22 protein-coding genes are annotated in these 26,282 nt (G+C 42.6%); 11 read left to right on the top strand and 11 right to left on the bottom strand.

Annotation, left to right across the window (positions count from 1 at the left end; translation table 11 throughout):
* Positions 1 to 21: 21 nt before the first annotated feature.
* Complete coding sequence (locus tag D1367_RS09975) at positions 22 to 1,695, bottom strand: hybrid sensor histidine kinase/response regulator (RefSeq protein WP_118166315.1); 1,674 nt, start codon at positions 1,693 to 1,695, stop codon at positions 22 to 24.
* 261 nt (positions 1,696 to 1,956) lie between these two features.
* A complete protein-coding gene (locus tag D1367_RS09970; protein WP_118166312.1) occupies positions 1,957 to 3,876 on the bottom strand; it encodes a GTPase family protein in 1,920 nt (639 codons plus the stop codon).
* A gap of 88 nt (positions 3,877 to 3,964) precedes the next feature.
* Between D1367_RS09970 and D1367_RS31750 the strand changes: the two genes are divergently transcribed.
* Entirely contained in the window at positions 3,965 to 4,114 is a 150-nt protein-coding gene (locus D1367_RS31750; RefSeq protein WP_220451027.1) for a hypothetical protein, read from the top strand.
* Between the two features lie 216 nt (positions 4,115 to 4,330).
* Here the strand turns inward: D1367_RS31750 and D1367_RS31745 are convergent, their stop codons facing one another.
* Both D1367_RS31745 and D1367_RS09955 read right to left on the bottom strand, forming a co-directional pair.
* Complete coding sequence (locus tag D1367_RS31745; RefSeq protein ID WP_118166309.1) at positions 4,331 to 4,636, bottom strand: PIN domain-containing protein; 306 nt, start codon at positions 4,634 to 4,636, stop codon at positions 4,331 to 4,333.
* Positions 4,637 to 4,639: 3 nt separating this feature from the next.
* On the bottom strand, positions 4,640 to 4,855 hold the full coding sequence (locus tag D1367_RS09955; RefSeq protein WP_118166306.1) for a hypothetical protein: 216 nt from the start codon (positions 4,853 to 4,855) through the stop codon (positions 4,640 to 4,642).
* A 296-nt stretch (positions 4,856 to 5,151) separates the two neighbouring features.
* Between D1367_RS09955 and D1367_RS09950 the strand changes: the two genes are divergently transcribed.
* Positions 5,152 to 5,295 (top strand): DNA-binding protein, encoded by a 144-nt coding sequence (locus tag D1367_RS09950; protein WP_118166304.1) that lies wholly within the window; start codon positions 5,152 to 5,154, stop codon positions 5,293 to 5,295.
* Positions 5,296 to 5,334: 39 nt separating this feature from the next.
* Here the strand turns inward: D1367_RS09950 and ebsA are convergent, their stop codons facing one another.
* Entirely contained in the window at positions 5,335 to 5,709 is a 375-nt protein-coding gene (ebsA, locus tag D1367_RS09945; RefSeq protein WP_118166302.1) for a type IV pilus biogenesis protein EbsA, read from the bottom strand.
* Positions 5,710 to 6,357: 648 nt separating this feature from the next.
* On the opposite strand from ebsA, the gene D1367_RS09940 reads away from it, so the two are divergent.
* Positions 6,358 to 7,764, top strand: a complete 1,407-nt coding sequence (locus D1367_RS09940; RefSeq protein WP_118166299.1) for a glycosyltransferase family 2 protein — start codon at positions 6,358 to 6,360, stop codon at positions 7,762 to 7,764.
* A 150-nt stretch (positions 7,765 to 7,914) separates the two neighbouring features.
* Here D1367_RS09940 and D1367_RS09935 read toward each other — a convergent pair whose 3' ends face one another.
* Positions 7,915 to 10,041: a DNA polymerase III subunit gamma/tau gene (locus D1367_RS09935; protein WP_118166296.1), complete on the bottom strand. Its 2,127-nt coding sequence runs from the start codon at positions 10,039 to 10,041 to the stop codon at positions 7,915 to 7,917.
* Positions 10,042 to 10,447: 406 nt separating this feature from the next.
* Here D1367_RS09935 and D1367_RS09930 point away from each other — a divergent pair, with 406 nt between their 5' ends.
* Positions 10,448 to 11,134 carry a hypothetical protein gene (locus D1367_RS09930; RefSeq protein WP_181985196.1) on the top strand — a complete coding sequence of 229 codons (687 nt, stop codon included), beginning with the start codon at positions 10,448 to 10,450 and terminating at the stop codon, positions 11,132 to 11,134.
* A gap of 188 nt (positions 11,135 to 11,322) precedes the next feature.
* A complete protein-coding gene (locus D1367_RS09925) occupies positions 11,323 to 15,174 on the top strand; it encodes a CHAT domain-containing protein (protein ID WP_118166290.1) in 3,852 nt (1,283 codons plus the stop codon).
* 474 nt (positions 15,175 to 15,648) lie between these two features.
* On the opposite strand, the gene recR is transcribed toward D1367_RS09925, so the two are convergent.
* Together recR and D1367_RS09915 are read right to left on the bottom strand one after the other, a co-directional pair.
* Positions 15,649 to 16,206: a recombination mediator RecR gene (recR, locus tag D1367_RS09920; RefSeq protein WP_244944996.1), complete on the bottom strand. Its 558-nt coding sequence runs from the start codon at positions 16,204 to 16,206 to the stop codon at positions 15,649 to 15,651.
* A gap of 165 nt (positions 16,207 to 16,371) precedes the next feature.
* The gene (locus D1367_RS09915) at positions 16,372 to 16,722 is read right to left on the bottom strand and encodes a histidine triad nucleotide-binding protein (protein ID WP_118166284.1); all 351 of its coding nucleotides are present in this window, start codon (positions 16,720 to 16,722) and stop codon (positions 16,372 to 16,374) included.
* 223 nt (positions 16,723 to 16,945) lie between these two features.
* Here D1367_RS09915 and D1367_RS09910 point away from each other — a divergent pair, with 223 nt between their 5' ends.
* The 4 genes from D1367_RS09910 (at position 16,946) to D1367_RS33075 (ending at position 21,232) form a co-directional block, all read left to right on the top strand.
* Positions 16,946 to 18,484 carry a glycosyltransferase family 39 protein gene (locus D1367_RS09910; RefSeq protein ID WP_118166281.1) on the top strand — a complete coding sequence of 513 codons (1,539 nt, stop codon included), beginning with the start codon at positions 16,946 to 16,948 and terminating at the stop codon, positions 18,482 to 18,484.
* Positions 18,485 to 18,598: 114 nt separating this feature from the next.
* On the top strand, positions 18,599 to 18,760 hold the full coding sequence (locus D1367_RS30675) for a hypothetical protein (protein ID WP_194198680.1): 162 nt from the start codon (positions 18,599 to 18,601) through the stop codon (positions 18,758 to 18,760).
* A 95-nt stretch (positions 18,761 to 18,855) separates the two neighbouring features.
* A complete protein-coding gene (locus D1367_RS09905; protein WP_118171274.1) occupies positions 18,856 to 20,802 on the top strand; it encodes an APC family permease in 1,947 nt (648 codons plus the stop codon).
* Positions 20,789 to 21,232, top strand: coding sequence for a hypothetical protein (locus D1367_RS33075; protein ID WP_323808632.1), 444 nt, complete (start codon positions 20,789 to 20,791; stop codon positions 21,230 to 21,232). Before D1367_RS09905 ends, D1367_RS33075 begins: the two co-directional genes overlap by 14 nt.
* 499 nt (positions 21,233 to 21,731) lie before the next feature.
* Here D1367_RS33075 and D1367_RS09895 read toward each other — a convergent pair whose 3' ends face one another.
* The 3 genes from D1367_RS09895 to D1367_RS09885 all read right to left on the bottom strand — a co-directional run bounded on the left by D1367_RS09895 (position 21,732) and on the right by D1367_RS09885 (position 24,956).
* Complete coding sequence (locus D1367_RS09895) at positions 21,732 to 22,616, bottom strand: hypothetical protein (protein ID WP_118166278.1); 885 nt, start codon at positions 22,614 to 22,616, stop codon at positions 21,732 to 21,734.
* 70 nt (positions 22,617 to 22,686) lie between these two features.
* Positions 22,687 to 23,277 (bottom strand): DUF1517 domain-containing protein, encoded by a 591-nt coding sequence (locus tag D1367_RS09890; RefSeq protein ID WP_118166275.1) that lies wholly within the window; start codon positions 23,275 to 23,277, stop codon positions 22,687 to 22,689.
* 107 nt (positions 23,278 to 23,384) lie between these two features.
* Positions 23,385 to 24,956 (bottom strand): pentapeptide repeat-containing protein, encoded by a 1,572-nt coding sequence (locus D1367_RS09885; protein WP_118171268.1) that lies wholly within the window; start codon positions 24,954 to 24,956, stop codon positions 23,385 to 23,387.
* Positions 24,957 to 25,023: 67 nt separating this feature from the next.
* On the opposite strand from D1367_RS09885, the gene D1367_RS09880 reads away from it, so the two are divergent.
* Positions 25,024 to 25,863, top strand: coding sequence for a prephenate/arogenate dehydrogenase (locus D1367_RS09880; protein WP_118171266.1), 840 nt, complete (start codon positions 25,024 to 25,026; stop codon positions 25,861 to 25,863).
* 119 nt (positions 25,864 to 25,982) lie between these two features.
* Positions 25,983 to 26,273 (top strand): hypothetical protein, encoded by a 291-nt coding sequence (locus D1367_RS09875; protein WP_118166272.1) that lies wholly within the window; start codon positions 25,983 to 25,985, stop codon positions 26,271 to 26,273.
* Positions 26,274 to 26,282 lie beyond the last annotated feature (9 nt).

Below are 26,282 nucleotides of genomic sequence, written 5' to 3'. Positions count from 1 at the left end.
CAGCCGAAGTGCGGGCTACGCTTACGCACTCATCAGAAAGTATCGATCAATTTCTGCCGTAAGTATGTCAAAGTCTACAGGCTTGGTCAAGTGACATTTAAAACCAGACTTCAGCGCCAGTTCCTTATCCTCCTGGCCACCGTAGCCAGTGAGTGCAATCAGAATTGAGCGAGTAAATTTAGAATCTTTACTCAATTCTTGTGCAACGGCGAATCCATCCATTTCGGGAAGTCCGATGTCACAAATAATCACATGAGGTTCAAACTCTCTTGCAGTTTCTACCCCTGAAATTCCATTGTTAGCAACGGAAACTTCATGCCCAAAATGCTCAAGCACTGCTTTTAATGTTACGGCTGAATCGTCGTTATCTTCGATGACTAAAATCTTCAACGATTTTTTAGCCTCTTCTATAATCTCCGGGTCGTTATGCCAAGCTGTAATCTCTTCGCATACAGGAAGAGTAACTTTGAATTCTGCTCCCAAATTAATCCCTCTACTTGAGGCTTCAACATTACCACCATGAAGTTCCACAAGACTTTTTACTACCGATAATCCCAAACCTAGCCCACCCCTGGAACGATCTAAGCTGCGATCGGCTTGGGTAAACGGCTCAAATAGTTCTGGTAAAATTGTCGGGTCTATCCCTATGCCTGTATCTCTTACAGATAAAACCGCTACACTCTCTGAGCCATTTTCACCTGGAATACATGAGAGATCAACCCAGATCGTTCCATCTGGCTGGGAAAACTTTAAGGCGTTATCAAGAAGATTCCCAAAGACTTGGAAGAACCGCGTCGGGTCAACATAAGCCCACAAAGGCTTGTTTGGTAGGTCTTCTACTACGTTCAGGTTCGATCTCTTTATTGCCTGTGCATGGTCATTGAGACTCTGGCGAACCAATTCTACCAAATTAACCTTCTCCAGGTTTAATGAAATCTTCCCATAAGTAATGGATGATACGTCAAGTAACTCATCAATCAATTTCGAGAGGTGCTTAATTTGGTGCTGCATCTTTAAAATTGTTTCTCCGACTGCGCCAGTCTCGCCTAGCTTCAACTTGAGAAGCTGAACCCCATTTGAGATGGGAGCAACGGGATTTCTCAACTCGTGAGCTAGCATCGCAATGAATTTGTCTTTAAGGGCGTTTTGGTTCGTCAATTTCTGGAAAAGTTGAACGTTGGCGATCGCAACTGCTGTAGTATCTGTCAAAATCTCAAGCATTCCGATCTCTTGGGGCGTGGCTAGGTGCGGTGTACTCCAATAGGCTCCGATCGCACCCAGTGGATCAGAAATCCGTATGGGAACCATCACTAAACTCTTGACAAAAGTTACTTTGTAAGCGTCAATCGGAATTCGAGCATCTTGGTAAATGTCTTCAATTACGGCTGCTTGTTTATTGAGCATCGCCCAACCGGAGACGCAAGACTTGAGCGGAAAACGCATACCTTTCCAAAGTGGCCCGATGGCGTTTTCATCGACATAGTGGCAACATTCACCATCCCGCAGTACAAAAGTTACTCCATCAGCATTAGTCAGATCGCGAGCTGCCAAACGCACAATCTCAATAATTTCTTCAATAGTCCGCACACAAGCCAAATCCTTCACGACCAAAAGCAGTCTATTGTAAGATGAAATACTATAACTCTGATGTGAATTCTGTTCTTGTGAGATGGAGCTTTGTAATATATTTTTCATAAATAACTCCGAACAAAAGGGATGTCTGGATAAAAACTTTGGTAAAGCGGGTAGGTTTCAGCAGACACCTACTCTTAATCGTAATCTTAACTTTGATGTTAAGAGTATGACCCGTCACCGCATTTTTTGTTTTTTCTATCTTTGGTATAAATATACTTTATTTTTATAAACTATACACCGTAAATATACTTGAACAGTAATTGTGAGAATGTAAAGATGCGTAGGTGTACCCTGTTGTAGTATATTTCTAATGCAAACAAATTATTTGGCGATCGCTAAATAATACTCAAATCGCTGCCGGAGTTGTTCAACTGTCAAATTTTGAGTCCAGTATTCCACTAGGGCGTGACCAAATGCCCAGGCGTTGCGATCAGGTGAAGCGGAATTTTCCAGCAGTAGCGGCCAGAGGGATAGCAATTCAAAGTTGAGCGGGTTAGAGTTAGCTGTATTCAAGAGCGAGAAAAGCTCATATCCCATTTGGAGTTTGCCAATCACAATCGGCAACTGTTCCACAGGAATTTGCTCTGCCAGCATATATGCTAGGGCTGGAGATCCGGTTGAGAGTGTAGAAACAAACTGGAGGACGGGACTTTTGAGCAATGATGTTAGTCCCTGTGTTGTCGCCATTTGGAAGGTGTAATGGTCGATGATTTTGGCAGCAGCGACGGTGCGGACTTCAAGATTACGCAAAAAGCGGGCGAGACGGAGTTGCTTGGTAGGTGCGATCGCATCTATTAATCCCAACGATAGCGCCTCAACTCCCCAAGCGATTCGATTTGTTTTGCCCTCACCTGTAACCAGGGGTAGAACTAGATTACAGAAGTTTCCCAGCAGTTTGGCACGATATTCAGTAGCTTCTCGAATGGCAATTTCTTTGGCGCGATCGCCCCATTCCCAATCATAAGGCGGTTGCCACTCGCGGATGGGACGCAGCCGATCTACTTGAGTAACGATCGCGATCGCAGGTAAATCTGCAATTTCTGCTTTGATATCTTGCAAAAAGTCTACATCCATTTGCAGGGCAGGATCGAGGGCTGGGGTAGCTAACAGCAGCAAATCTGCCTTAATGGCATAATCAAGCACCAGATTTCGGAGATCGGCACGGTTGACTTGTTCGTAGCCAGGTGTGTCCAAAAGCGTTAAGGTTTCCCCAGTTTCAGTCTGCCATTGGTAATTTTGAATGCGATCGGTACTGGGCAAAACATCAACGGCGGCGATATCCGCCTGAAATAGCGTGTTAATCAGGCTACTTTTTCCCGAACCCGTGCGCCCCACCAGCAGAATATTCACGGGTTTTTGCTCAACTGCTTCGGCTGGTTCGGCTTGAGTCAGGATTTCTCGGAGGGTTTGGGTTTTGACCTTGGGTATAGTTGGTGTGGATACTACGGTTGCTGAAACTGGTAATGTAGTACGTCCGTAGAGAGCGATCGCCTGCTGACATAAGTTTCTCAGGGCAGCTTCCCGAAATAACTGGCTCAAATTCCCCAACAATTGCTGAGTTGCTTGGTTACTAGAACCCTGGCTAGCTTGTTTTGCCACCGCCGCCACTGGATTTAAAACCCACTGTGCCCAGTTCCAAGCTTTCCAGAATTTCCGAGCCGATGGTTCCAACTTCCGATAGACTTCGTATCCTTGGTATGCTTGCCCAACCGTCACCTGATTCAGGACAGGAGATAACTTTTGCATCCACCGATCCATGTCATCCACCGTTCCCCGAATCAGCCCGTAAGCTTGGGGGACGTAGATATTCAGCAGGGGATATTGAATTTGAGGATTGTAGATATGAGCGATCGCTACAACCAAATCCTGGCATCGCGTCCAAAAAGTTTGCCAATCTTCCCAAATGGGGCGATCGCTTTGTGCTGCTTGCAGAATCTCTTGAAGGGCGGCTTCTGCAAGCTTTGTAACATCACTTCCCACTGGTAGCCCTACTGTATTCTCTGCTGTTGATTCTAGTTCTTCTTGGACTTGGGCTAATACAGCTTCTACTTGGTTAACAGCAGGTTGAGTCCATTTCACCAATAGCCAACGCCAACCAACGAATAAAAGGGTGAATACACCCCAAATCCAATTAATGCCCCACGCATGGATTTGCGAACCGGCGGATACCAGTAAGAAAATAATGATAAACGCGATCGGGATTGCTAAGACGACCCATTGCCACGGTTTTAATCGCACCATTGCCCCATACCTGCTTTGAAATGTTGGGAAATTCGAGTTTTGTAAAAATTACTCTTATAAAAATTTTATCGTTTCCAATCTAGGCAGGATGTTCCAGTCTTGGTTTTCTGTTAGCGATCGCTTGACTTTTAAGACAGTCGCTACAAATTTGCCTGGACGCGAACAATTAGACTTTCAATATATTTATACTCTTGCTTCATGCGATCGCAACTCAGATAACCTCTCTACCTTGATTTAAACGGATTCACAATTTCTAATTGACCAGCGACTATTAACCCATCGTGCATATCTTCAGAATAAAGAATACTTGCTCTTGCGGACAGCGCACAAGCAACAATTAAACCATCCCAAAAAGAAAAATTATCAGGACTTACGCAAAAATTGCCGAAAAGCTTAATTTATCGAACCGCCAAGACGCCAAGAACGCCAAGAATTCGTAGAGTGTGCGTAAGTCCTAATTATATCGGCTGCGGATATCCGATGCAGATTCAAAAATATTCAAATTGAACTCTACCACAGTACAACGACGGTAAAGTGACTGAATCACAGCTTTGATTTGCTCTTCGTTAAAAGCTGCTTTTTTCAGCAAATTAGCAGAAACCTCATTCACAACCTGCGTACTGATAATTATTCTTTCATTTGACGTAATTGAAATAGCAATATTACGCTTTCTGTCTCGTTCTGCCACTTCTATCTTTTTGTCATCAAATAAACGATAGAGCCAAACATTTGTATCAATAAAATCTCTATTATCACTCATCGACTAGCGACTATAAATTTCTTCACGGCTGAGTACACCATTCACTTGAACGGGATTTTCAGTCAACTCATCAATTATGTCTTTTTCTGGAAATGATTTTTTCTTCACCAAAACAATTACTTGAATATCATCTCCTTCTGCAAATTCTTGTTTATACTCATCAGGAATCTGAATTAACCCATTTTGAATCTTTGCTTGAAACTCTACTGCATTCAACATCAATAAATTCTCTTATCGAGCTATATAAATCAATCTTAGCTCTATTCCCCAGTTATCTGATCGGGTTTCCCAAAATCTTAATTGCATTATCAAGGCGATCGCCAAGCGCGTAATTATGGATTTTCTCTGACAAATCTGGATGCGATCGCTTTTTGATTATATTTTAGGATATTAGGTGCGATTATCTTTGACATGCTCTGCGATCGCAAGCAAGAATAACAATAGCGATCGCCTGTCAGAGAAACTTAAAATACTAATAAATGTTACACTTTCCTAGCATTTAAGGAGTAAAGGCTGTGGCTTCCATCACACTCGACATTTCCGATGAACAATTGCAAAAGCTGCAAGCAATAGCACAAGAGAGTGGTATCTCACTTGAACATTTGTTACGTACCAGGATAGAAGACTGGCTCAGTCACCCGACGAGCGATTTTGTTTAATCAACAGTTATCAGTGATAACTGATAACTGATAACTGATTTAATCGTCTATACGCAGTAATTTGCGATAAAAAGGTTGTGAAAAATCGGTTGCACGATAACGTTTATAGTTATCCATAACTTCAATTAAAAAATTAATAAACTCGAAACTAGCCATCATCAGTTCGTAACTCAGTTCAGCATTGCCATCAAACTGGATTCGGCAACGGGTTAAGTCTGAGGGTAAAGTCGCAACATTCCAGGAGGCGACAAAGGGAACATGTTCACTGGCTTCTATCTTCCGGTGTCCCTCCAAGACCCCTTTTTGATAAAGACTGATGGCATAGGGTAAGAAATTGCGCCTAGCGCCCTGAACGTAAGGTAAGTAAACACTGGCTTGTTGTTGAGTGGCAGGCTGGAGTTGGTCAATAGACATTGTTAAATATGCCAATTGGGGATATTAGTGGATGTTACTAGTATTCCCAAAAGATGTGTCTAAAGCACATAGTGGGAATGGGGAATAGGGAATGGGGAATAGGGAATGGGAGATGAGGAAGCAGGGGGAGCAGGGGAAGCACAGGAGAATAATTAATAACCGATGCCCAATGCCCCATGCCCCATGCCCAAAAATGAAGTTACTGCTAAGAAATATTAAAATTTCGGTTAGAATGATGCTGCATTAACTTTTATCGAAGTTGGGGAAAATAACACTAAAAATCCCCACTGTAAAGTGGTGGATGTTATTATTGCTGTTTCTCCTAACAACGAGCTGCTGCTACCTTGTTATTACTTTGCCCAAACCGGAGTTCTCATTGAAGAAAGTCCCACTCTAGAAGTTTCCTGCCTAAATGGCTATTAAAGGAATCAAGCGTCTGTCTGAAGAGTAGCAAAGGTGGTTAATGCGAGGTAATTACGCAAAGTAGCGGTGACAACAAAGGTAGTCCCATCGGCTTTTGGCTTAGGGATAGCGGGTATTGCAGTTTGCCCATTCCGATTAATATCGGGAAAAGTAGCTTAGGGATATTTGTCCGTAAAATTACTAACTGTAGACAAATAGTGGTTTTTGAATCAAGCAACCTAACCTATGCCAGCGAATTCCTGGCCCGAAGAAGATTCTTATCAAGAGCTTGATCCGCTCAACTCCTTATTGTCTGACCTATCAGCAAATGAGGAGTCAGTGTTAGAGACTGATCCTGTGTCTCTAACACCCCGGTTTCAAGGTCGTAGACGCAAAGCGGCTCTAGTCTTGACTATCGTCTGGAGTAGCACGATCGCTCTACATTTAGTTTCTTGGGCTTCTATATTTATTCTAGGACTGACCACCATTCTAGGATTTCATGCTTTGGTGGTAGTGTTTACTAAATCCCGTCGCTATCCAAAAGAAATACAGGGAGATTTACCCTCTGTATCTGTGTTAGTGGCTGCGAAAAATGAAGAAGCGGTAATTGCTAAATTAGTTAAAAATCTTTGTAATCTGGAATATCCAGGTGGGCAATACGAAGTATGGATTATTGACGATCACAGCAGTGATAGCACACCGCATTTATTAGCAGAACTCGAACAGAAACACGAGCAACTGAAAGTACTAAGGCGTTCAGCAGAAGCTACTGGTGGCAAGTCGGGGGCGTTGAATCAGGTATTGCCCTTGACAAAAGGCGATATTATAGCAGTATTTGATGCTGATGCTCAAGTGACACCAGACTTGCTGCAACAGGTAATCCCTTTATTTCAAAGAGAAAAGGTGGGGGCGGTGCAGGTGCGAAAAGCGATCGCCAACGCTAAAGAAAACTTTTGGACTAAGGGACAAATGGCCGAAATGGCTCTTGATACTTGGTTTCAGCAACAGCGAACCGCCCTTGGTGGCATTGGCGAACTGCGCGGCAATGGTCAATTTGTGCGGCGTTCAGCCTTGGAAAGCTGCGGTGGCTGGAATGAAGAAACCATTACCGATGATTTGGATTTGACAATCCGCTTACATTTGGATAAGTGGGATATTGAGTGTGTTTTCCATCCAGCAGTGCAAGAAGAAGGAGTCACAAGTGCGATCGCACTTTGGCATCAGCGCAACCGTTGGGCAGAAGGCGGTTATCAACGCTATTTGGATTATTGGGATTTAATTCTCAAAAACCGCATGGGATGGCGCAAAAGCTGGGATTTGCTGATTTTTATGCTGATTATGTATATCTTACCCACAGCAGCAGTCCCAGATTTATTAATGGCGATCGCTCGTCATCGTCCACCAATGTTAACTCCTATCACAGGCTTGTCCATTTCTATGTCGATGGTAGGAATGTTTACAGGTCTGAAGCGGGTACGTCAAGATCAAAAATTCCCACTTTCTACATATCTTACGATCCTGGTGCAAACCCTGCGTGGCAGTTTATATATGTTGCACTGGTTAGTCGTTATGAGCAGTACTACTGCCCGGATGTCGGTAAGACCAAAGCGGCTAAAATGGGTGAAAACTTTGCATACTGGGAATGGGGAATAGGGAATGGGGCATGAGGAGTTAGGAGTTAGGAGTTAGGAGTTAGGAGTTAGGAGTAGAGACGCGATTAATCGCGTCTGTACAGGAGTTAGGAGTTAGGAATATCTCTCTCAATGCCCAATGCCCAATGCCCTATTCCCTATTCCCCATTTTTTATTCATCATCAACTTCTGCTTCCTCTACCCATTCAGGTGTAGTCATGGAGTCGGAAAATTCTGGGAAATCATCTGCAAAACGAATAATTTGTCCTTGGAAAAATTCTGCTAGACGTTGAGCTGCGATCGCTACTTCGTCAGGTTCCCAATCAGGTGCGGGTGTTCGTTTTGCAGTTGGAGGCAAAGCTTGCACCCCATTTCCATTTAGGCCATTTCGATTTGCCCCATTTCCATTTACTCCATTTCCATTTACTCCATTTCCATTTACGCCGTTTCCATTTACTCCATTTCCATTTAGGCCATTTCCATTCTTTGCTACCGACTCAGTTTTTGGTGGTGTTGGTGTCGCTGGTGGTGGAGTTGCTAGCTGTGGTGCTGGCGTTGGAGGCTGAATTTGCTGGTTGTAACTGGGACTTGGTGGCTGCTGAACGCGAGGTGAGTCTTTTGGGGGAGGATTTTTTTTGGCTGAGGTAAAGTTTGAAGAAGTTGCTTTTTCTATAATTATCTGAATTTCACGCTGGAAAGTCTGCTGAAAAGCTGCCGTAATCATCGGTAGATCACATTTACCCTTGTCATACCATGCCTGTTTGATAGCAATTCGAGCCACAACACCGTCGAACTCTATGAGTTGGCCCATTTGACGTAGCATTTCTTGCCTTGATTTTGGCTGGAGGTTAGCAAGCATCTGTTGCCAAACCTGAGTTAAGTCATATTCTGCTTCCCCAACAACTTCTGAAGTTACTGGTTCAACGATCGCAGGTGACACAGGTACAGATACCGGTTCTGGGGTAGGTGGTGAAACTGAGTTAACAGCAGAATTGTGATTTGTTTGTTGTTCAACTGGGGGAGGTGAAGTAACGGGCTGATTTTGGGCAGCCGCTATATCATTGTTTGCAGAATTATGATTTGTTTGCGGTTCAGCTACAGGTAAAGAAGAGACTGCATTATTTTGGGCAACTGCTGGAGAATAGCTTGGAGATACAACAGATGTGTTAACTCGCTGCGTAACACTTGGGGCTTGTGGCTGAATAATCGTCGCACTGGGTAACAATCCTAGTAATGTTACTTCCAACCACAAACGCGGCTGGGTGGTATTTTTAATTTGCACTTCAGCTTCTCGCAAGTGTTTTTGTCCTGCCAAAATCACGCTCATATCGAAGTATTGAGCAAACTCAACCAACGCTGTCCAGGTTTGTTGAGTACAAGCAACCAAATCGTGGCGATTGGGTGCGGTTTTAGCAATCAGTAAATCGCGGTAGAATGCGGCAAGATTTTGCAGAAGAGTTAGCGGTTCTCGACCACGATCTAGAATGTAGTGAGTACAGTCTAAAACTGCTTCGGGTTTATCTTGAGCGATCGCATTTAACAGCCCCAGCAAATCCTGTTCGCTTACTGTCCCTACCAAATCCCAAACTCGATCCGGTGTCACTTCACCCGCTAATAAACCCAATTGATCGAGCAAACTTTCGGCATCTCGTAACCCTCCCTGAGCAAGTTGGCCTACCAGGGTGACAGCATCGGGTGAAATATGGATGTTTTCTTTAAAGGCGATCGCACTTAAATGCTTTACCATCGCCTCTAACTGGATGCGTCTAAAATCAAACCTTTGACAGCGCGAAATAATCGTTGGTAACACCCGTTGCGGATCTGTTGTCGCCAACACAAAAACTACGTGTCTTGGTGGTTCTTCTAATGTCTTTAGTAGCGCGTTGAATGCCTGCGTACTAAGCATGTGGCATTCATCGATTACATAAACCTTGTAGCGACACTGCACTGGAGCAAACTGGGCTTTTTCAATCAACTCGCGGATATTATCAACACCAGTATTACTAGCGGCGTCAATTTCAATTATGTCTAAGGCATAGCCCTTGGTGATCCCCTGACAAACTTCACACACGCCACAGGGTTCAGCAGTGGGCTTATCACCTTTGAGACAATTGAGAGATTTAGCCAGAATCCGGGCACTAGAAGTTTTCCCCGTACCTCTAGGCCCAGTGAATAAATAGGCGGGGGCGATTTTAGATGTGCCGATCGCGTTCGTGAGGGTGGTAGCGATCGCCTCTTGGCCCACCAGTTCAGCAAAACTTTTGGGGCGATATTTGTGGTGCAGGGGTTCGTAAGACATGGAAAAATAGACTTCAATGCCTTTCAAAGTTAATTAGTAGCACCGAGTCGAGTTTAGGATTCAATTATTTTAGACTCTTGTACCTGCTTGGTTTGTACAAATTGCCAGAGCTACTGCCCTCAACTAATGCCGTGAATTTTGGCACTCAGGAAAGCAAGTAACCAAAGCTTACCTTCTACTATGATTTCAATATCAAAGTATTGGAATTATAGCATACCATTTAGTACATTTGTTCTAGCTAAGGGAGTGGGGAGTAGGGAGTAGGGAGTGGGCAGGGGGCAGGGGGAGAATGACTAATGACTAATGACAAATGACAAATGACCAAAGAATTTTAATTACTGACTAGCGCCATAGTCCAGTGCGATCGCTACAATCTTAGGATAAGCAAAACTCGATGGTGCAGCAGATGCTCAAGCGGCTATTTCAATGGCTCAAAAAGCTTTTTCAGAGCTTGTTCGGTGGAAAACAGACTGCCTCAAAATCTAGAGGAAATGTGCTAAAAGAACCAGCGCCACCCTTAACCGATACCGATCTGGAATTTCTCTTCAACGAACTGTTGCAAGGAGTATATCTTGCACGAGGGGAAGCGTGGGCACAAAAGTGGCTGCATAATATTGAACATCGCATCCCAACTGAAGACTGGGTTGAGTGGTTAAGGCGCTTTGGCGACAGATTGCTAGCATCACCTACACCCAATAATGAAATGGCTGCACGGTTAGTGCAATTGGGTGAGTTGGACATCGGAGAAATCGGAGATGTTGCTTATAGTATCGGGATGCAGTTGTTGACACGCAATCAAGGCGAACCGATTTGGGAATATGAAGGGCCTGATGCTTTTAGCACAACGATACCATCTGAGCTAACCGCCCCCATCTCAGAGTCAGTAGATACCCCAGATAATCCCCCAGAGGGAGAATACCAAACTGTCACCCTAGAAGAATTGTTTGTGATGTTGCAGCAGGATGAAAACTTACGCCAGCAAATTGCTCAACAGCTTGCCATTGAGACAGACGATCCAGAATTGCTTGTCCAGGCATTGATTAGTCAATTATATCCTGCTGGTCAATCGACTACAGAGCAAACAGACAATTAACTACTTGGCATCAAAAGTCAAATTTGGAAATTGTAACGTTGTAATGCTCTACTCTTGAAGTTTTGTATATTTTTTGCTAACCTGCGACGGAAGCCCTGTCCCGATCTAATGGATTTTTACGTAATTGATGATTTTTTTAACACAACGATGGCTACAATCTAGAAAAACAAAATCCAATAGTGTGGCAGATGCTCAGGCGGATATCGCAGTCGCTTAAAAGGTTTTTAAAGCGCCTTATTGAAAGTAAGCAGGCTAGTTCTCTCAAGGGTGCGAGAGGACATAATCTGGTGGAGATGCTACCAGAACTAACCAATGCGGATCTGGAACAATTGTTTATCCAATTGTTAGAAGGCGTGCATCAAGCACGAGGACGACAGTGGGCATTGAGGTATCTGCAACGGGTAGAAAATCGCATTCCGGCTGAACGCTGGATAGATTGGTTGGTGATCTTTGGCGAAAGCTTGCTAGCTTCACCGGCACCAAATCCGCTTTTAGCAACAAAGATGGTGCAATTGGGGGAACTTGGTGTTGGCAGAATTGGAGATGTTGCTTATGACATTGGCATCCGGCTGATGCAAAACTCACCCACACAGATAGAGTATGAGGAGAATTATCCAGAAGAAGATTTAGAAATCACTCCTGGGGAAGAACCGTTCGGCAATTTGGACGAACAGTTATGGGAGTATGAGGAACCAGATGTAAGAGAAACTACTCCAGGGCAAGAACTGATCCGCAATTTAGGCGAGCAGTTATGGGAGTATGATGAGCCAGATGTGGTAGAAATCACAACCGATGAAGAAATTATCCCAAGTTCGCCTGGGCAAGAGTTAATCCGCAGCTTAGGTGAGCAATTATGGGAGTATGATGAGCCAGATGTTGAACCAATAACGTCAGCGCCTGAAAATACCTCTAGTGAGGAAGCATTCACCCAGAATTTAGAGGAACTGGTATTTGAGTATGAAAGGAATGATGCCCAAACTACAATAGGCGAAAATTTCCCTCTCCCCGCCGCAGAAGATTCAATCACCTCATTAGCCCAACTGAGGTTCGATGATGATGAAGTTGTTCAAAGTCGAACAGGATCAAATCTCCTTTCCACTAGACAAAGAACTGAATTAACAACTTCTCCCTCAGTGGAAACCTGGGACAACACTTTGACCAATTTAGAGCCAAATGTGGCTAATACATTAGATGAGTTGTGGGTGAGATTGGATCAAAGTACTAATTTAGTCCAGCAACTTGCTTCTAATTTGGCAGTTCAAAGCAGCAATTCCCCTGGTATAATTGAGCGGCATGGCGATGATCCTGTTACCCAGGCTCAACGGTGGTTTTATCAAGGTCTAAGCCAAGCAAAAACAGGTGATTTGTTAGGCGCGATCGCATCTTATGACCAAGCCATCGCACTTCAACCAAAATTTTCAGAATATTGGTTTAACCGAGGCTTGACGCTGTTCCATTTAGAACGTTTTGATGAAGCGATCGCATCTTACGAAACCGCCACACGACTAAAACCCGACTTCTACAAAGCTTGGTATAATCGCGGTGGAACTCTCGGAGAATTAGGATATTTTCAAGAAGCGATCGCTTCTTTTGACAAAGCCATAGAAATCAAGCCAGACTACCAAGAAGCTTGGTCTAGTAAGGGTTTGGCACTGCTTAAATTAGGTTGGCTACCCGAAGCTATTTCTAGTTATGACCAAGCCCTACATTTGGAACCAGAAGACCAAGAAAACTGGTATTACCGTGGTATAGCCCTAGCTGTCGGCGAACAATTTACAGAAGCGATTATATCTTACGACAAAGCGCTAGAAATTAACCCAGATTATCACGAAGTTTGGATAGACCGGGGTGTAGTGCTGTTTAATTTAGGAAGATGGTCAGAAGCGATCGCCTCCTGGGATAAAGCACTGTCAGTTCAATCAGACTTCTACTTAGCTTGGTACAACCGGGGTATAGCGTTAGACAACTTAGGACGTAGACAAGAAGCGATCGCCTCCTATCAAAAAACGATCGCGATTAAACCCGACTTCCACTTAGCTTGGTATAATCAGGCAGTAGCATTGTTTTATTTAGAACAATTTGCCGAAGCGATCGCTTGTTATGACAACGCTTTGCAAATTAAACAAGATTATTGGGAAGCTTGGATTGGTCGAGGAACTGCGATCGGTCATTTACTGAACTCTGACGCATTGCTGATTTCGAGTAGTATCACCGCGACAAATCCCGCCTTACAACAGGGCGGCTACGAAGGGAAATTAGCCAGCTACGAGGAAGGGTTAAAGCATCTGCGGACAGATACCCATCCAGAAGGTTGGGGTAGATTGCATTTTGCGATCGCTAATACTTACTACGAACAAGGCAAAAAAAATACTAATCCCCGCGATTATTGGCGCAAAGCTGCATCTGAGTACCATCAAGCGCTGCTAACCCTCACACTAGAATATTTTCCCCAGTTGCACCTAGAGGTTTTACAATCTCTAAGCAAAGTGCTGATGGGTTTAGGACAAACAACACAAGTTCAAGAATTGCTGCAACGCGGTACAGATTTATTGCGACAATTATTGAGTGAAGAAACTCGCTCAGACGAAAGTAAAAAACAGTTAGCCCTGAAATTTGCAGGCTTTGATCAATTAGCAGTTGATTTAGCCGTAGAGTCCGGTGATTTAGTTGAAGCCTGGGAAATTGCCGAACAAGGCAAAAATGCTTGTTTAAACTGGCTGCTTTATGGCTGGAATGATAATATTTACTCGCCTTATTATGGCGCAATTCAACAACTATTTAATTCTACAACAGCAATTATTTACTGGCATATTAGTCCAGTTGCCCTACACACATTTATTCTCAAAGACCAAGCGCCATCACCCATCCTCCTATTTACACCCATGCAAGATACTGGGGCAATAACTTTAGGAGAAGACGCTATTCGTCTAAATGAATTGCCCCTACCCGAAGCAGTACAACGCCTAATTAAATTTGAAAGTTTGCTAGAAGATTGGCATCAACAATACCAAGAATATCGCAGCACGGCCCAAGACAAAGAAAGTAAAAGCCAGCATTCTTGGCGAGTTGATATGGAACAGAAGCTATTGCAGTTGTATGAAATCCTGAATATTTCCACAATTGCACAGGAACTCGAAGGCATCACCCAACTGGTTTTAATTCCTCACCGTGACTTATACAGATTGCCCATTCATACCCTTTTCCATCTTCCTTCCCCATCGCCGGAAGAATTGCCGAATGTGGAGTCAAATTTCAGTGTAACCTATCTACCTAGTGCCCAAATAGGTTTATCAATTAGAACTGAAGATATTTGGCAATGGCAAAATCAATTATTGCTTAGTGTTGAACATCCTGAGAGTACGGGTTATCCCACGCTTAAATTTGCTAAACTTGAGTCGGAAGTTGTTAGCCAGATGTTCAATAATATCCAACGAATTCATGGGTTAGAAGCTACAAAAAATATTATTGAAAACGCCTTATTTGATAATTACAACATTTTACATTTTACTGGTCATGTCACTAATAATTTAATTGAACCCAAAAAATCCGAATTAGCATTAGCAGGTGAAGACAAACTTACTCTAGATGAAATCTGCCAACAAAATCTAGCAAGTTACAACCTTATTACCCTCTCTGCTTGTGAAAATTTAACTACTAGCAACCACACTATCAGCAGCGAATATGTGAGTTTGGTGACTGGTTTTGTGAGTCAAGGCGTTCCTCATGTAGTGAGTACTCTCTGGAGTGTAGAATCTTCAGCTAGTGCCTTGGTGATGATAGAGTTTTACCGACGATTACAGCCCAATAAATCAGCAGTTACAGCCTTAGCTGAAGCAACCCGATGGCTGAAAGAACTAACTGCTGGAGAATTGACAAAATGGTATGAAGATGTATTAAATAATCTGCATCCTGAAGAAGTACGAATTCAAACTTATTTAGCGACACAACTATATAGAAATAGTAAAATGGCATCAGATAAAAATCTTTATAATCATCCTTACTACTGGGCAGCATTCACGATTACAGGTAAGCCGAATTAAAATAATTTGTAATTCGTAATGACGCTTGTTAGAAGCGTGCATTAGTTATGAGGGGTGAAAAAGTTTGTAGTAAGGACTTTAGTCCTGAATTTTTAAGCACGCTTTGTGCTTACTACGAACCCATCAAAATTAATTCAATAGACCAGTAGTAGTCTGTCCCAAAAGTTTTGAGAGGTTAGTGGTGTTCAGATCCCCGACTTCGCAGAAGTTGTCAGGGATCTAGCAGCCCCGCAAAATTAATGCGATAGACCAGTAGTAGTCTGTCCCATTAATTTTGCGGGGTTGTAGAGACGCGAAATTTCGCGTCTTTACAGGGTTTTGGTAACAAACTAATCAATCAGAATTAATGAGACAGACCAGTAGGTTGGGTTGAGGAACGAAACCCAACACCAACAATCTCTGATTTTGTTGGGGTTTCACGAATGTTCAACCCAATCTACGAATATTTTATTTTTTCTGAGTAATAAAAGAGCGCTAATCTAACTCCCTACGTCCTTCCAATGCCCTTGCTAGGGTCACTTCGTCGGCGTACTCCAAATCACCACCTACAGGCAAACCAAAGGCAATCCGCGTCACCTTGGTAAATGGTTTCAATAGCTGACCTATATACAGCGTTGTTGTCTCCCCTTCTACACTTGGACTAATTGCCAGAATTACTTCTTGAGGTTTTTGCTGACTCACCCGGCGCTGCAAAGCCAGTATAGTCAACTGTTCTGGGCCAATTCCATCAATTGGAGAAATCACCCCACCTAAAACGTGATATTTGCCTTTGTATTCACGGGTTTTTTCCAGTGCAATCACATCGCGGGGATCTGCTACGACACAAATAGTTTTGTTGTCACGATTGGCATTGCGGCAGATTTCACAAACAGGTTCAGCAGATAAGTGAAAGCAAACAGAACACAAGCCTATCTGTTTTTTTGCCTCAATCAGCGCATGTGCTAAAGCTTCTACTTCTGCTTCTGGTCGCTTCAAAATATGCAAAGCCAGTCGTTGGGCAGATTTGGGGCCAACTCCCGGTAGGCGCTGCAATTGCTCAATTAACCGTGCTAAAGGGCGTGCGTAAACCGTTGTCTTGTCTCCAGAATGTTTTTACCTTAACTATGATGACATTCCTACAGAATTTTGGAAGGAAGCGTTTATAGTTTAGTGATGAATCGCGTCTAGAGACACAATTCATCCCGTTTTATGGTTTTATCAACCAGGCGGCCAGTTCAACTGCCGACCTCCTAAAATATGCAGATGTAAGTGGTGGACTGTCTGGCCACCATCATCACCAATGTTGATGACAACTCGATAACCGTTTTCCAGTCCAGCTTCTTTTGCAACCCGTTTGGCAGTTAACAAAAGATGCCCCAGCAAAGCATGATCCTGAGATTCAGCATCAGCTAGTGTGGGAATGGGTTTTTTGGGAATGACGAGGATGTGAACAGGCGCTTGCGGGTGGATGTCCTTGAATGCCAAGGCTAAATCATCCTCATAAACAATATCAACGGGAATTTCCCGACGAATGATTTTGCTGAAAATCGTTTCTGTAGTTTCACTCATACCAATCTATTTACTCATCTGCTAGAAATTATACAGAATTGGTATTAGATCATTTACATAACAAAATACTCCTTCTTGTGATAAAGTCTTCCATAGATAATATTCGTCCTACTCCAGCATAGAGAAAATAATTACAATATGTATGTCGTCACTCAACTCTAAGGCGAAAGTTTCGTGCTGAGAAAAGTACATATTTTTTGTATCAGTAATTTGGAGGTTTAGGATGAAACAGTCAAAATACTATTTTATTGCTTTTATTATTCTCATAATTAGCATCTTCCTGCGTTTCTTTACGTTGCAAAATCAAAGTCTTTGGTTTGATGAAGGTTGGAGTCTAGCTTTATCTAATAATACAACCGTTCAAGAAAATCTCTCTGAAATTTTAGGTCTAGAAAATGGTGATAAATACCAACCGCTTTATTATTTGGTCTTATTCTATTGGCGTTCGGCTTTTGGAAATAGTGAATTTGCCCTTAGATCGCTTTCAGCTTTGTTAGGAGTCGGCTCAGTAATTGCGATATTCTTTACTTGCCTACGTATTTATGGGAAAAAACATGCTTTATGGTCGTCCACGCTCCTAGCGGTTAGTTCTTTCAGTGTATTCTACAGCCAAGATGCCAGACCTTACGCATTATTAATATTTATAGCCTCACTTCAAATATATTTCTTTAGTTATGCAATCAATGTATATAAGAGGAATACAATTATTTTTCCATTGCTTTTTGGTATCTTTACTGCTATTGGGGCTTTTGGCAGTATTTTGATAATAATTTTTAGTTCATCTCTTTTTCTATCTCATGCTATTGTTTATAAAAACTTCAAACAATTGCTCAAATGGTGGATACCGCCGATAATTTTTTCCTCCCCAATGCTTTGGTTCTACTTGTCTTCACCTGCCGCATCTGATCCAACAGCTACTGTGGTTACTCGGACTGGGTTACCCATAATTCAAAACATGATATTTGTGATCTACGGTATATTAGTCGGGACATCTTATGGGCCGCCACTAGAGAAATTGCGCGAGCAAGAAAAGTTCAATGTTATACTTAGCTATTGGTTTCATTTACTAATATTTATTATTGTCATTGCTGTCATTTTTATAGCTTTATTAACAAGTTTGTTGAGACACCGCAAGAGAAAAATATATCAACCGACTGATTATTTTTTTACATCTCTTTTGGTGGTATCATTTTTACTAGCGTTTTTGTTTGCTTTGGTGACCAAAATTAATTGGCTACCGCGCCACTCTTTTTATCTATGTCTACCAGTTGTCATTCTTATTCCCTCGGCTTTTTTACATAATTACCAGCGTCAGAATAAACTTGATATTTTTCCTCAAGTTACAAAGTTAGCTACAGTCTTTTTACTAAGTATGAATGTTTATTCAAACTTTCAATACTATTTAAATCCAGCCTATGCAAAAGATGACTATCGTTCGGCTGCTCGCTACCTTCTACAACATCGAAATGAATCGGCAAAATCTGTATTGTTATTGGGACAGCCTATACTACTCAAATATTATGGATATCCATCTACAATATATGCACCAGAACGCATTCTGAAAACTGTAGATGGGAAGAATATGGCAGAAAAAATTAGTAGAATAACTCAAAATTCAGATACAGTTTTTATAATAATTAACCGCGAATATAGTTGGCAACCTAGAGGTGTTTTTAAAAAAGAAATGAGTTCTTTATATAACTTAGAAGATCAGTCTGATTGGGCTTATATGAAAATATATCGATTCACTAGAAAGAAGTAAAAAAACTGCCTTATTATATAGTTTGACTTCAAAGGCGATCGCTTTAACGATAATATGATTATTTGGAGTGCGATCGCCAAATAGCCCGTGGTAGACATCGCATGAAGCAATAGTATGATTACTCTGATGATACAGCTTAAAGATGCAAAAGCTTTAATCCCAAAATATACGGTTACAGGATTGATTTTTTCCATACCAGAAGCTGCAATTGATCTTGATACGCCAGACTACTGCCAACAGCTACGATATATTTTGCAAATCGGACAGAATGCTTAACATACAATAATAGTGCTATACCTTTGTTGTTGAAAATTTTAATAAACCACAAAGGCTTAAAAATCACAAAGCCGATTGCAACACAACCGTATTTGATGGCTAAATCAATTGTTTCAACAAAACGGCTCGGTAGCCAGTTAATCCACTGGTTGCTTGAAGAACATCGACCAGAGAAAGAAGGGCCTTACCACAAGGAAGAACCACATCGCCAGCATTCTTGGTGGCAGGTGATGTGCTTAACTGGTGTAGATTATTTCTCAACCCTTGGCTATCAACCTGGGATTGCAGCACTGGCTGCTGGCGCTCTTTCTCCTGTAGCTACCCTAATTCTAGTTTTGCTGACGCTCTTTGGAGCATTGCCAATCTATCGGCGCATTGCTGCCGAAAGCCCTCATGGTGAAGGGTCGATCGCAATGTTAGAGCGTTTGCTGCCTTGGTGGCAAGGCAAATTACTTGTACTATGCTTACTCGGCTTTGTGGCAACTGACTTTATTATTACCATTACCTTGTCAGCTGCTGATGCCACAGCCCATATCATCGAAAATCCACTTATCCCAAATTGGCTTCACAATCAGACGATCGCTATCACCCTGGTATTAGTTATATTACTAGGCGCAGTTTTCTTAAGAGGTTTCCGAGAAGCGATTGGTATTGCAGTAGTTTTGGTGGGAGTTTATCTGCTGTTAAACTTCATAGTCGTTAGCCTCGGCCTGTATCAGATTTTAACTCACCCAGAAGCGATCGCTAACTGGGAGACTGCACTTTTTGCCCGCGATTCTAACCCTTTAATACTAGTCGGCATAGCTCTTTTTATATTCCCTAAGCTAGCGCTGGGATTATCAGGGTTTGAGACTGGCGTAACCGTTATGCCCCTGGTAAAAGGTAGCAACAACAACACTCCGCATCTTCCCAAAGGGCGGATTCGGAATACACGCAAGTTGCTCACCACTGCTGCTCTAATTATGAGCTTCTTTTTGCTCACCACCAGCTTTATAACTACTTTATTGATTCAACCCGCAGAATTTGTATCTGGGGGCAAAGCTAATGGACGGGCCCTAGCCTATCTGGCACATCTATATCTAGGCGATGGCTTTGGCACAGTTTACGATTTAAGTACTATTTCGATTTTGTGGTTTGCAGGTGCATCTGCAATGGCAGGGTTGCTGAATATTGTGCCTCGCTACCTACCACGCTATGGCATGGCGCCCAATTGGGCACGAGCAACGCGACCTTTAGTGTTAGTCTACACAGCGATCGCCTTTGTTGTCACAATTATCTTTAGAGCTAATGTGGAAGCCCAAGGTGGGGCTTATGCAACTGGTGTGCTTGTGTTAATTACCTCAGCCGCCTTTGCCGTAACCTTATCAGCCCACCGTCACAGACAGAAGCGGGCAAGACTCGTTTTTGCAATTATCACACTGTTATTTTTATATACCACTGTTGTTAATATCATCGAAAGACCAGAAGGCATTAGGATCGCTGGTTTTTTCATCGGTACGATCATTTTTACCTCGCTGGTTTCTCGGGTTTGGCGTTCAACAGAACTACGAGCAGAGCGGATTGAAGTTGACGAACTTGCTAGCCAATTTCTTGCCGAAGAGAGCCAAGGAGCAATACGGCTAATTGCTAATCGCTTGAATACGGGTGATGTCCTAGAGTATTTTATGAAAGAGAAAGAGGTACGCGAGGATAATCATATTCCACCCAACGATCCAATTCTTTTTCTAGAGATTCAGGTATCAGATGCTTCGGAGTTTGCGGATGTCATCAATGTAAAAGGGGTGCGAGTTGGTGATTATCGCATCCTCCGGGCTGAGAGTGCAGCAGTACCTAATGCGATCGCGGCTTTACTACTCTATATTCGTGACCAAACAGGTAAGATTCCCCATGCCTACTTCGGCTGGGCTGAGGGCAACCCCATACAATATTTACTGCGTTTTATCTTGTTTGGGGAAGGTGATATTGCTGTAGTCACCCGTGAAGTACTCCGTCGGGCTGAAAAGAATCCCCATAAGCGTCCTGGCGTTCATGTCGGCGGGTGAGGAAGAAAGGAGAGCAGGGGAGGCAGGAGAAGAGAAAATTTATAACGATTCTCATTTGAATGAGGGACACGGCAATGCCATGTCCCTACGAGTATCTGTGTTATCTGTATTGGGTTATAGTAAAGCTCACATAACTTCAGGAGTACTCACAATGAATCAGATACAACTGACTTTAAGTATTGTTTACCTGTTCATGACATGCTATTTTCTAAGCAATTGGTTAATATTTTCCCTACGTCATCCTACTTCTACTCCTGAAGATAAATTTTTATCGGTTGTGATGTTTTTGGTAACAACTATCTTCTGGCCTCTAATGATTCCGATATCTTGTTTAGAAATGCTTCAAAAAAAACAAATAGACTTTAATAAAATGGTTCCTGTTCTCTTAGCAATATTTGTATTTAGTATTTCATATTATTTGACCGAATAATTCATAATTAATCGTCAAAAGTTGCATATATAGGAGTTTGTCTCGTTCCCAGTCTCCGACTGGGAATGCCCGTAGTTGAGGCGGAGCCTCAAGACTTGCGGCAGCAGCCCAATAGAATAGCATTTCCAGCCTAGAGGCTGGAAACGAGGTTTTAAGCCAATACAGTTCAGTTAAGCAATTTTTTCCTTCTATTTCTTCTCTCTGCGTCCTCTGCGTCTTGGCGGTTCGTTAAAAAATTGACTTGGATAACAGAGTTTTAGCCTTAACCCAAGCGTATTGGGTTTTAAGCGGGTTTGAACTTAAGTTGACACCTATGGGTATTGCGCCTTGCCCCTACGATAAATCTATATATATGAGGATTTTCGTGAATAGGTTTCTAGATAACGCATATTTAATTTCACCAGATGTCTATTGATATATAAAGAGAAGTCGGAGGGTTACAAGTCAACCCCCCGACTTCTTTATTTCTTAGGCAGTCTATTTATTGAATTTGGAATTTTTAACGGCGTCTGCTGCCGAAACCAGTTGAGCGGCGGGGTGCTGAACTACGCCCACTACCAAAACTACTACCAGAATCGCGTCTAGGTGAAGTAGCTCTGCCAGAGGGGCGCAACGTACTACCACCAAAACCAGAACCAGAAGGACGGTTATTACCAGTGGTGCTACGTGGTGTATTGCGTACAGTTGAATTTCCCGGATATGACCTTCTAATTGTCCCTGTATTGCGGAACGCAGTGCGATTTCTTACGGCTGCGGGTTCTGTATTATAACGACTTTGGTAGCTTTGAACTGCTTGGCCATAACTTCCGCCATATCCACCGAAACCACTTAATCCTTGTCCTGATTGATAAACAGGGGGTACATAATATTGGGGTCTAAACAACATACTACCAATCGCCTGACCTGCCACAGCACCAGCCACAGACCCAGCAAATGGGGCCCAGAAGTTATTTTCTCGACGGACTACAACCGTCTCTTGTTGTCCTGTTTGAGGATTAGTTTTATTCTCGGTGACGTTGTGGACGTACTCAATTTTAAAGTCTTCCGTTAGATATAAAATCGGTTGGCCTTTATCTACCTTTAGATAGGTTTTTTTACCCTGCTTGATTTCATCGTCAGTTAACCGTGCCATTTGCAAATTTTCGGTTGCAAAGGTTGGGGGATTATTGTTCAGTAAAAACAAGCTATATTCACCAGTTGAATCGTCATAAGTAGCTTGTTGGATTTTATACTCTCCGTCACTCAGCTTGGTATTAGTAGAGGTTTGGCTAACGTTCTTAGCTGGAGGAGTAGCTTCGTTGCCCCCACCACAAGCAACAGTTGTCATACACAAACTCAGAGCTAAAAAAACGGCTGTAAATTTACGTACTATGGTCATGATCATTGGATTATTGTCCTATCTCTGAGCTTAACAATTTCTCGATGTAAGTAGTAAGTACGGACTACCCAACATATTATAAAGGAATCAATTCCGGGTAATATTGCAACAGTTGATCGCTAGTGAGGTCATCGCCTAACTGTGCTGGCGAGAAATGCACTTGGATTGCTTTGAATCTATGTTTATAATGCAAATTGATCAATGCTTTGAATCCTTCCTTGAGTGCCTGAACGTTAGAAAGATCGGTTTCTAACTCTGGTACTTCTCCTTCATAAGCTACTGTAATCATCACAATGACGTTACGGGTTACAGGTATAGATAAAGGTTCATTCAATCCATCAGAACTGTAACCTGGTTCACTAAGATATCTTTGGGCAGAGTCAGTAAATAATTCATTCACATAATCTCCTGCTTCGCCTTCATCAAAAAATACGTCGCCTTCGTTGGCAGCAGAAAGCCAATATTCATCGTATTGCAGCAGGGTTTGGCTAATTTCTACCAATCCTTCTCCCAAAACTTCTAAATCTCCATCGGCATCGATCGCATCTCGTCCAGCACTATTTAATACTCCCAAAATTGGTGCTACCTCGCCTCCCCCTAAGTGCAGAAATAGGCGAAAAACTACATAGCGAGTTCGACCAATCATTTTATTAAAGAGATTGCTCATCCTTTCCTCCAAATTTTATTTGTCATTTGTCATTTGTCATTTGTCATTTGTCATTTGTCATTTGTCATTTGTCATTTGTCATTTGTCATTTGTCATTTGCCCAATAACTAATGACCAATATAGTGAAATCCTTTGACAAAATCCATAACCATATTTAACGAAGGCAATATATGTTTTGTTGCTTCATTAGATATATCATCATAAGCTGAAGCCTTGAAAGCAGAGCGATTAATAAATCTTTTTCCAAACTGGGGATTGTCATGAGCAATCAAAGTGTGGGCGCTGGAATTCGTTAAAATTATTTGGGTTGGGGCTTTACAAAAATTTAACTTGGCAGCTACTTCGATATTTTTTTTCATCTGTTTAATTGTTGTAGCCTGACTCATCGCTTGCTCTATAAGAGTATTTAATTGTTTCACGATTTGGGTTGATTTTAGCAATTTTAAATTTTGGTTCGCAATAACTTCATTGTTAATCATTTCCACCATCCTGGAAATATTCTTTTGGGTAGATACCGCATCTAGAAAGGGAAGAATCACAATGTAAGCAGTAGGAAATAATGCTTCGTCGCTATTTACATGAAATGTAAAAACAGTTCGACGGGGCCCACTTTCCATGCTTGGGGGTTGTTTCAGCCCCCATTCCTGAGCAATTTGATAATAAGCGCCAGCGAGAGCAAAATTGGCTTCGTGTTCTATGGGGGCATCAACAATAATTCGGATTGTTGGCGGTGTTTCGTTAAAAAAATCTCGTGAGTCTTGGGAATGGAACTTCTGGATAATGGAGCGATCGCCTGCGGGGCTAAGATCAACCCATTCACAAATCATCCCTTCGGTTTTTAAACCAAACCTGGAGGTGGCATAAAGTTTTGCCCCAGTTAATGTTGCTCCTGTTAAGTCAGCACCAACCCATTCCGCCCTAATTAATTTTGCCTGAGTTAAATCGGCGTGGATAAAAATTGTATTCGTTAAGTTGGCATTGCTTAAATCTGCGCCAATTAAAGTAGCCCCGCTCAATTTTGCGCCGCTCAAATCTGCCCACCGGAGATTTGCGCCGCTCAAATCTGCCCATCGGAGGTTCGCCCCGCTCAAATCTGCTCCGCTCAAGTTAGCACGGCTGAGATTCGCTTGTCTGAGTTCGGCATCTCGCAAATTTGCGCCGCTAATGTCAGAACGACTCAAATCGCTGGCATGTAAGTTAGCCATTTCTAAGTTAGCTCCCGTCAAGGAAGCGCCTTTCAATACGGCTTCACTCAAATTAGCGTGACGGAGATTCGCTTGGCGGAGTGTCGCCTCTCGCAAATCGGCACCGGTGAGATCAGCCTCCGACAGATCGGCGCGACTGAGATCAGCACGAATTAATTCAGCGCGGATCAATGAGGTTCCTTTAAGTTGAGCGCGACTAAGATCCGCTCGAATCAAATTAGCGACGTTGAGACTGGCGTTATTTAAGATGGCGCTACATAAATTTGCGCCACTCAGTCTTGCTACATTTAGCAAGGCATTGCTCAAGTTAGCTTCACTCAAATTCGCGCCGCTTAGGTTGACTATACTCAAATTAGCATCGCTAAGATTTATGCCACTGAGTTTAGCCCCACTCAGGTTAGCTTCTGCGAGGTCAACACCATTAAAGTTTAAGACTCCTGCCGCGTATTGTTCCAGTAATTCGTCTACAGTCATCGATGCTACCCCTTGGATGCCAACTTTAATAGTTGGTATCATAAAAAACGGAATGTCAAAATCAAAAATGAATATTGGGATTTTAGGATTAGGACTGATCGGCGGATCTTTGGGTTTTGATTTGCGATCGCTTGGACATCATATCTTAGGAGTCAGTCGGCGTGAATCTACTTGTCAAAAGGCAGTTGCTCTCGGCAGTGTCGATCAAGCATCTGTTGATCTGAGCCTATTGGCAGCCGCAGAGGTTGTATTTATTTGTACACCTCTAGGGCTTATTGTGCCCCAATTTCAGGAAATGATCGCTCATTTGTCTGCTTCTTGCGTTGTAACTGATGTGGGTTCGGCGAAAGCAGAGATAGTTAAAGCGATTTCTCCCCTTTGGGATAATTTTATCGGCGGTCATCCAATGGCGGGAAGAACAGATAGTGGGATAGAAGCTGCACAGCGAGATTTATTTGTTGATAAACCTTATGTACTAACACCGATAACTACAACAAAAACTAGTGCAATTACGGTTGTAGAGGAAATTGTGCGATCGCTAAGGGCTAAAATCTACTATTGTCAACCTGAGCAACATGACCGCGCTGTTAGTTGGATTTCTCATTTACCTGTAATGGTCAGTTCCTCCTTGATTGCTGCTTGTTTGAGTGAAACTGACCCCGATGTTTTGGAATTAGCCCAAAAGTTAGCTAGTTCAGGTTTTCGGGATACCAGCCGTGTGGGTGGTGGGAATTCAGAGTTGGGTGTGATGATGGCCCGGTATAATCGTCAGGCATTGCTGCGATCGCTGCAACAGTATCGTCACAATCTCGATGAGTTGACTAACTTAATTGAGCAAGAAAATTGGGCAGTTTTAGAGCAAAAGTTGAAATCAACCAGAAAGGCACGACCTGATTTTGTTGATTAGTTTTAGGGTGCGTTACATTATCTATAACGCACCTAATACTGCGTAGGTTTTGCCTAAAAAAGCACGTTTTATAGTCACCAAACCGGTGTACTATACAGATAAATTTACAAAAATCAACAATGGTAGAACGCCCAATTAAGAAATCGGAACGTCAGTCCCAAGGAAGCACTGACAACAATTCCGAAAATACGGATTCTATACCTCCTATTGAATCCAACCCCAAAAGCTCAAAACCGAGCCGTAATCGCTCGTCTGAGAAAGGGAAAAAAGCATCCTATGGAGAAGAAACTAGGCAGCAGGGGAATCCTGCCCTAGCCCGCGGCCCAAAACCTGTTAAACCTCCAGTCAAAGTCCAAACAGAAGAACTTGAAACCGAATCGGAACCTACCTCTGAAGAGTCTCAAGACTAATATTACGAC

The sequence above is a fragment of the Nostoc sphaeroides genome (genome assembly GCF_003443655.1).
Lineage (GTDB): Bacteria > Cyanobacteriota > Cyanobacteriia > Cyanobacteriales > Nostocaceae > Nostoc > Nostoc sphaeroides.
Note: the sequence above shows the minus strand (reverse complement) of the source record. Positions and strands in the feature narration are given on the sequence as shown.

What these genes read in the sequence shown, in the direction of transcription:
- D1367_RS09915 (WP_118166284.1), bottom strand. Translation starts at nt 16,722, where the DNA reads ATGAGTGAAACTACAGAAACGATTTTCAGCAAAATCATTCGTCGGGAA.
- D1367_RS09875 (WP_118166272.1), top strand. Translation starts at nt 25,983, where the DNA reads ATGGTAGAACGCCCAATTAAGAAATCGGAACGTCAGTCCCAAGGAAGC.
- D1367_RS30675 (WP_194198680.1), top strand. Translation starts at nt 18,599, where the DNA reads ATGATTACTCTGATGATACAGCTTAAAGATGCAAAAGCTTTAATCCCA.
- D1367_RS09925 (WP_118166290.1), top strand. Translation starts at nt 11,323, where the DNA reads ATGCTCAGGCGGATATCGCAGTCGCTTAAAAGGTTTTTAAAGCGCCTT.
- D1367_RS09895 (WP_118166278.1), bottom strand. Translation starts at nt 22,616, where the DNA reads ATGATCATGACCATAGTACGTAAATTTACAGCCGTTTTTTTAGCTCTG.
- D1367_RS33075 (WP_323808632.1), top strand. Translation starts at nt 20,789, where the DNA reads ATGTCGGCGGGTGAGGAAGAAAGGAGAGCAGGGGAGGCAGGAGAAGAG.
- D1367_RS09975 (WP_118166315.1), bottom strand. Translation starts at nt 1,695, where the DNA reads ATGAAAAATATATTACAAAGCTCCATCTCACAAGAACAGAATTCACAT.
- ebsA (WP_118166302.1), bottom strand. Translation starts at nt 5,709, where the DNA reads ATGTCTATTGACCAACTCCAGCCTGCCACTCAACAACAAGCCAGTGTT.
- D1367_RS09940 (WP_118166299.1), top strand. Translation starts at nt 6,358, where the DNA reads ATGCCAGCGAATTCCTGGCCCGAAGAAGATTCTTATCAAGAGCTTGAT.
- D1367_RS09890 (WP_118166275.1), bottom strand. Translation starts at nt 23,277, where the DNA reads ATGAGCAATCTCTTTAATAAAATGATTGGTCGAACTCGCTATGTAGTT.
- D1367_RS09905 (WP_118171274.1), top strand. Translation starts at nt 18,856, where the DNA reads ATGGCTAAATCAATTGTTTCAACAAAACGGCTCGGTAGCCAGTTAATC.
- D1367_RS09955 (WP_118166306.1), bottom strand. Translation starts at nt 4,855, where the DNA reads ATGTTGAATGCAGTAGAGTTTCAAGCAAAGATTCAAAATGGGTTAATT.
- D1367_RS09885 (WP_118171268.1), bottom strand. Translation starts at nt 24,956, where the DNA reads ATGACTGTAGACGAATTACTGGAACAATACGCGGCAGGAGTCTTAAAC.
- D1367_RS31745 (WP_118166309.1), bottom strand. Translation starts at nt 4,636, where the DNA reads ATGAGTGATAATAGAGATTTTATTGATACAAATGTTTGGCTCTATCGT.
- D1367_RS09930 (WP_181985196.1), top strand. Translation starts at nt 10,448, where the DNA reads ATGCTCAAGCGGCTATTTCAATGGCTCAAAAAGCTTTTTCAGAGCTTG.
- D1367_RS31750 (WP_220451027.1), top strand. Translation starts at nt 3,965, where the DNA reads ATGTTCCAGTCTTGGTTTTCTGTTAGCGATCGCTTGACTTTTAAGACA.
- D1367_RS09935 (WP_118166296.1), bottom strand. Translation starts at nt 10,041, where the DNA reads ATGTCTTACGAACCCCTGCACCACAAATATCGCCCCAAAAGTTTTGCT.
- D1367_RS09910 (WP_118166281.1), top strand. Translation starts at nt 16,946, where the DNA reads ATGAAACAGTCAAAATACTATTTTATTGCTTTTATTATTCTCATAATT.
- D1367_RS09880 (WP_118171266.1), top strand. Translation starts at nt 25,024, where the DNA reads ATGAATATTGGGATTTTAGGATTAGGACTGATCGGCGGATCTTTGGGT.
- D1367_RS09970 (WP_118166312.1), bottom strand. Translation starts at nt 3,876, where the DNA reads ATGGTGCGATTAAAACCGTGGCAATGGGTCGTCTTAGCAATCCCGATC.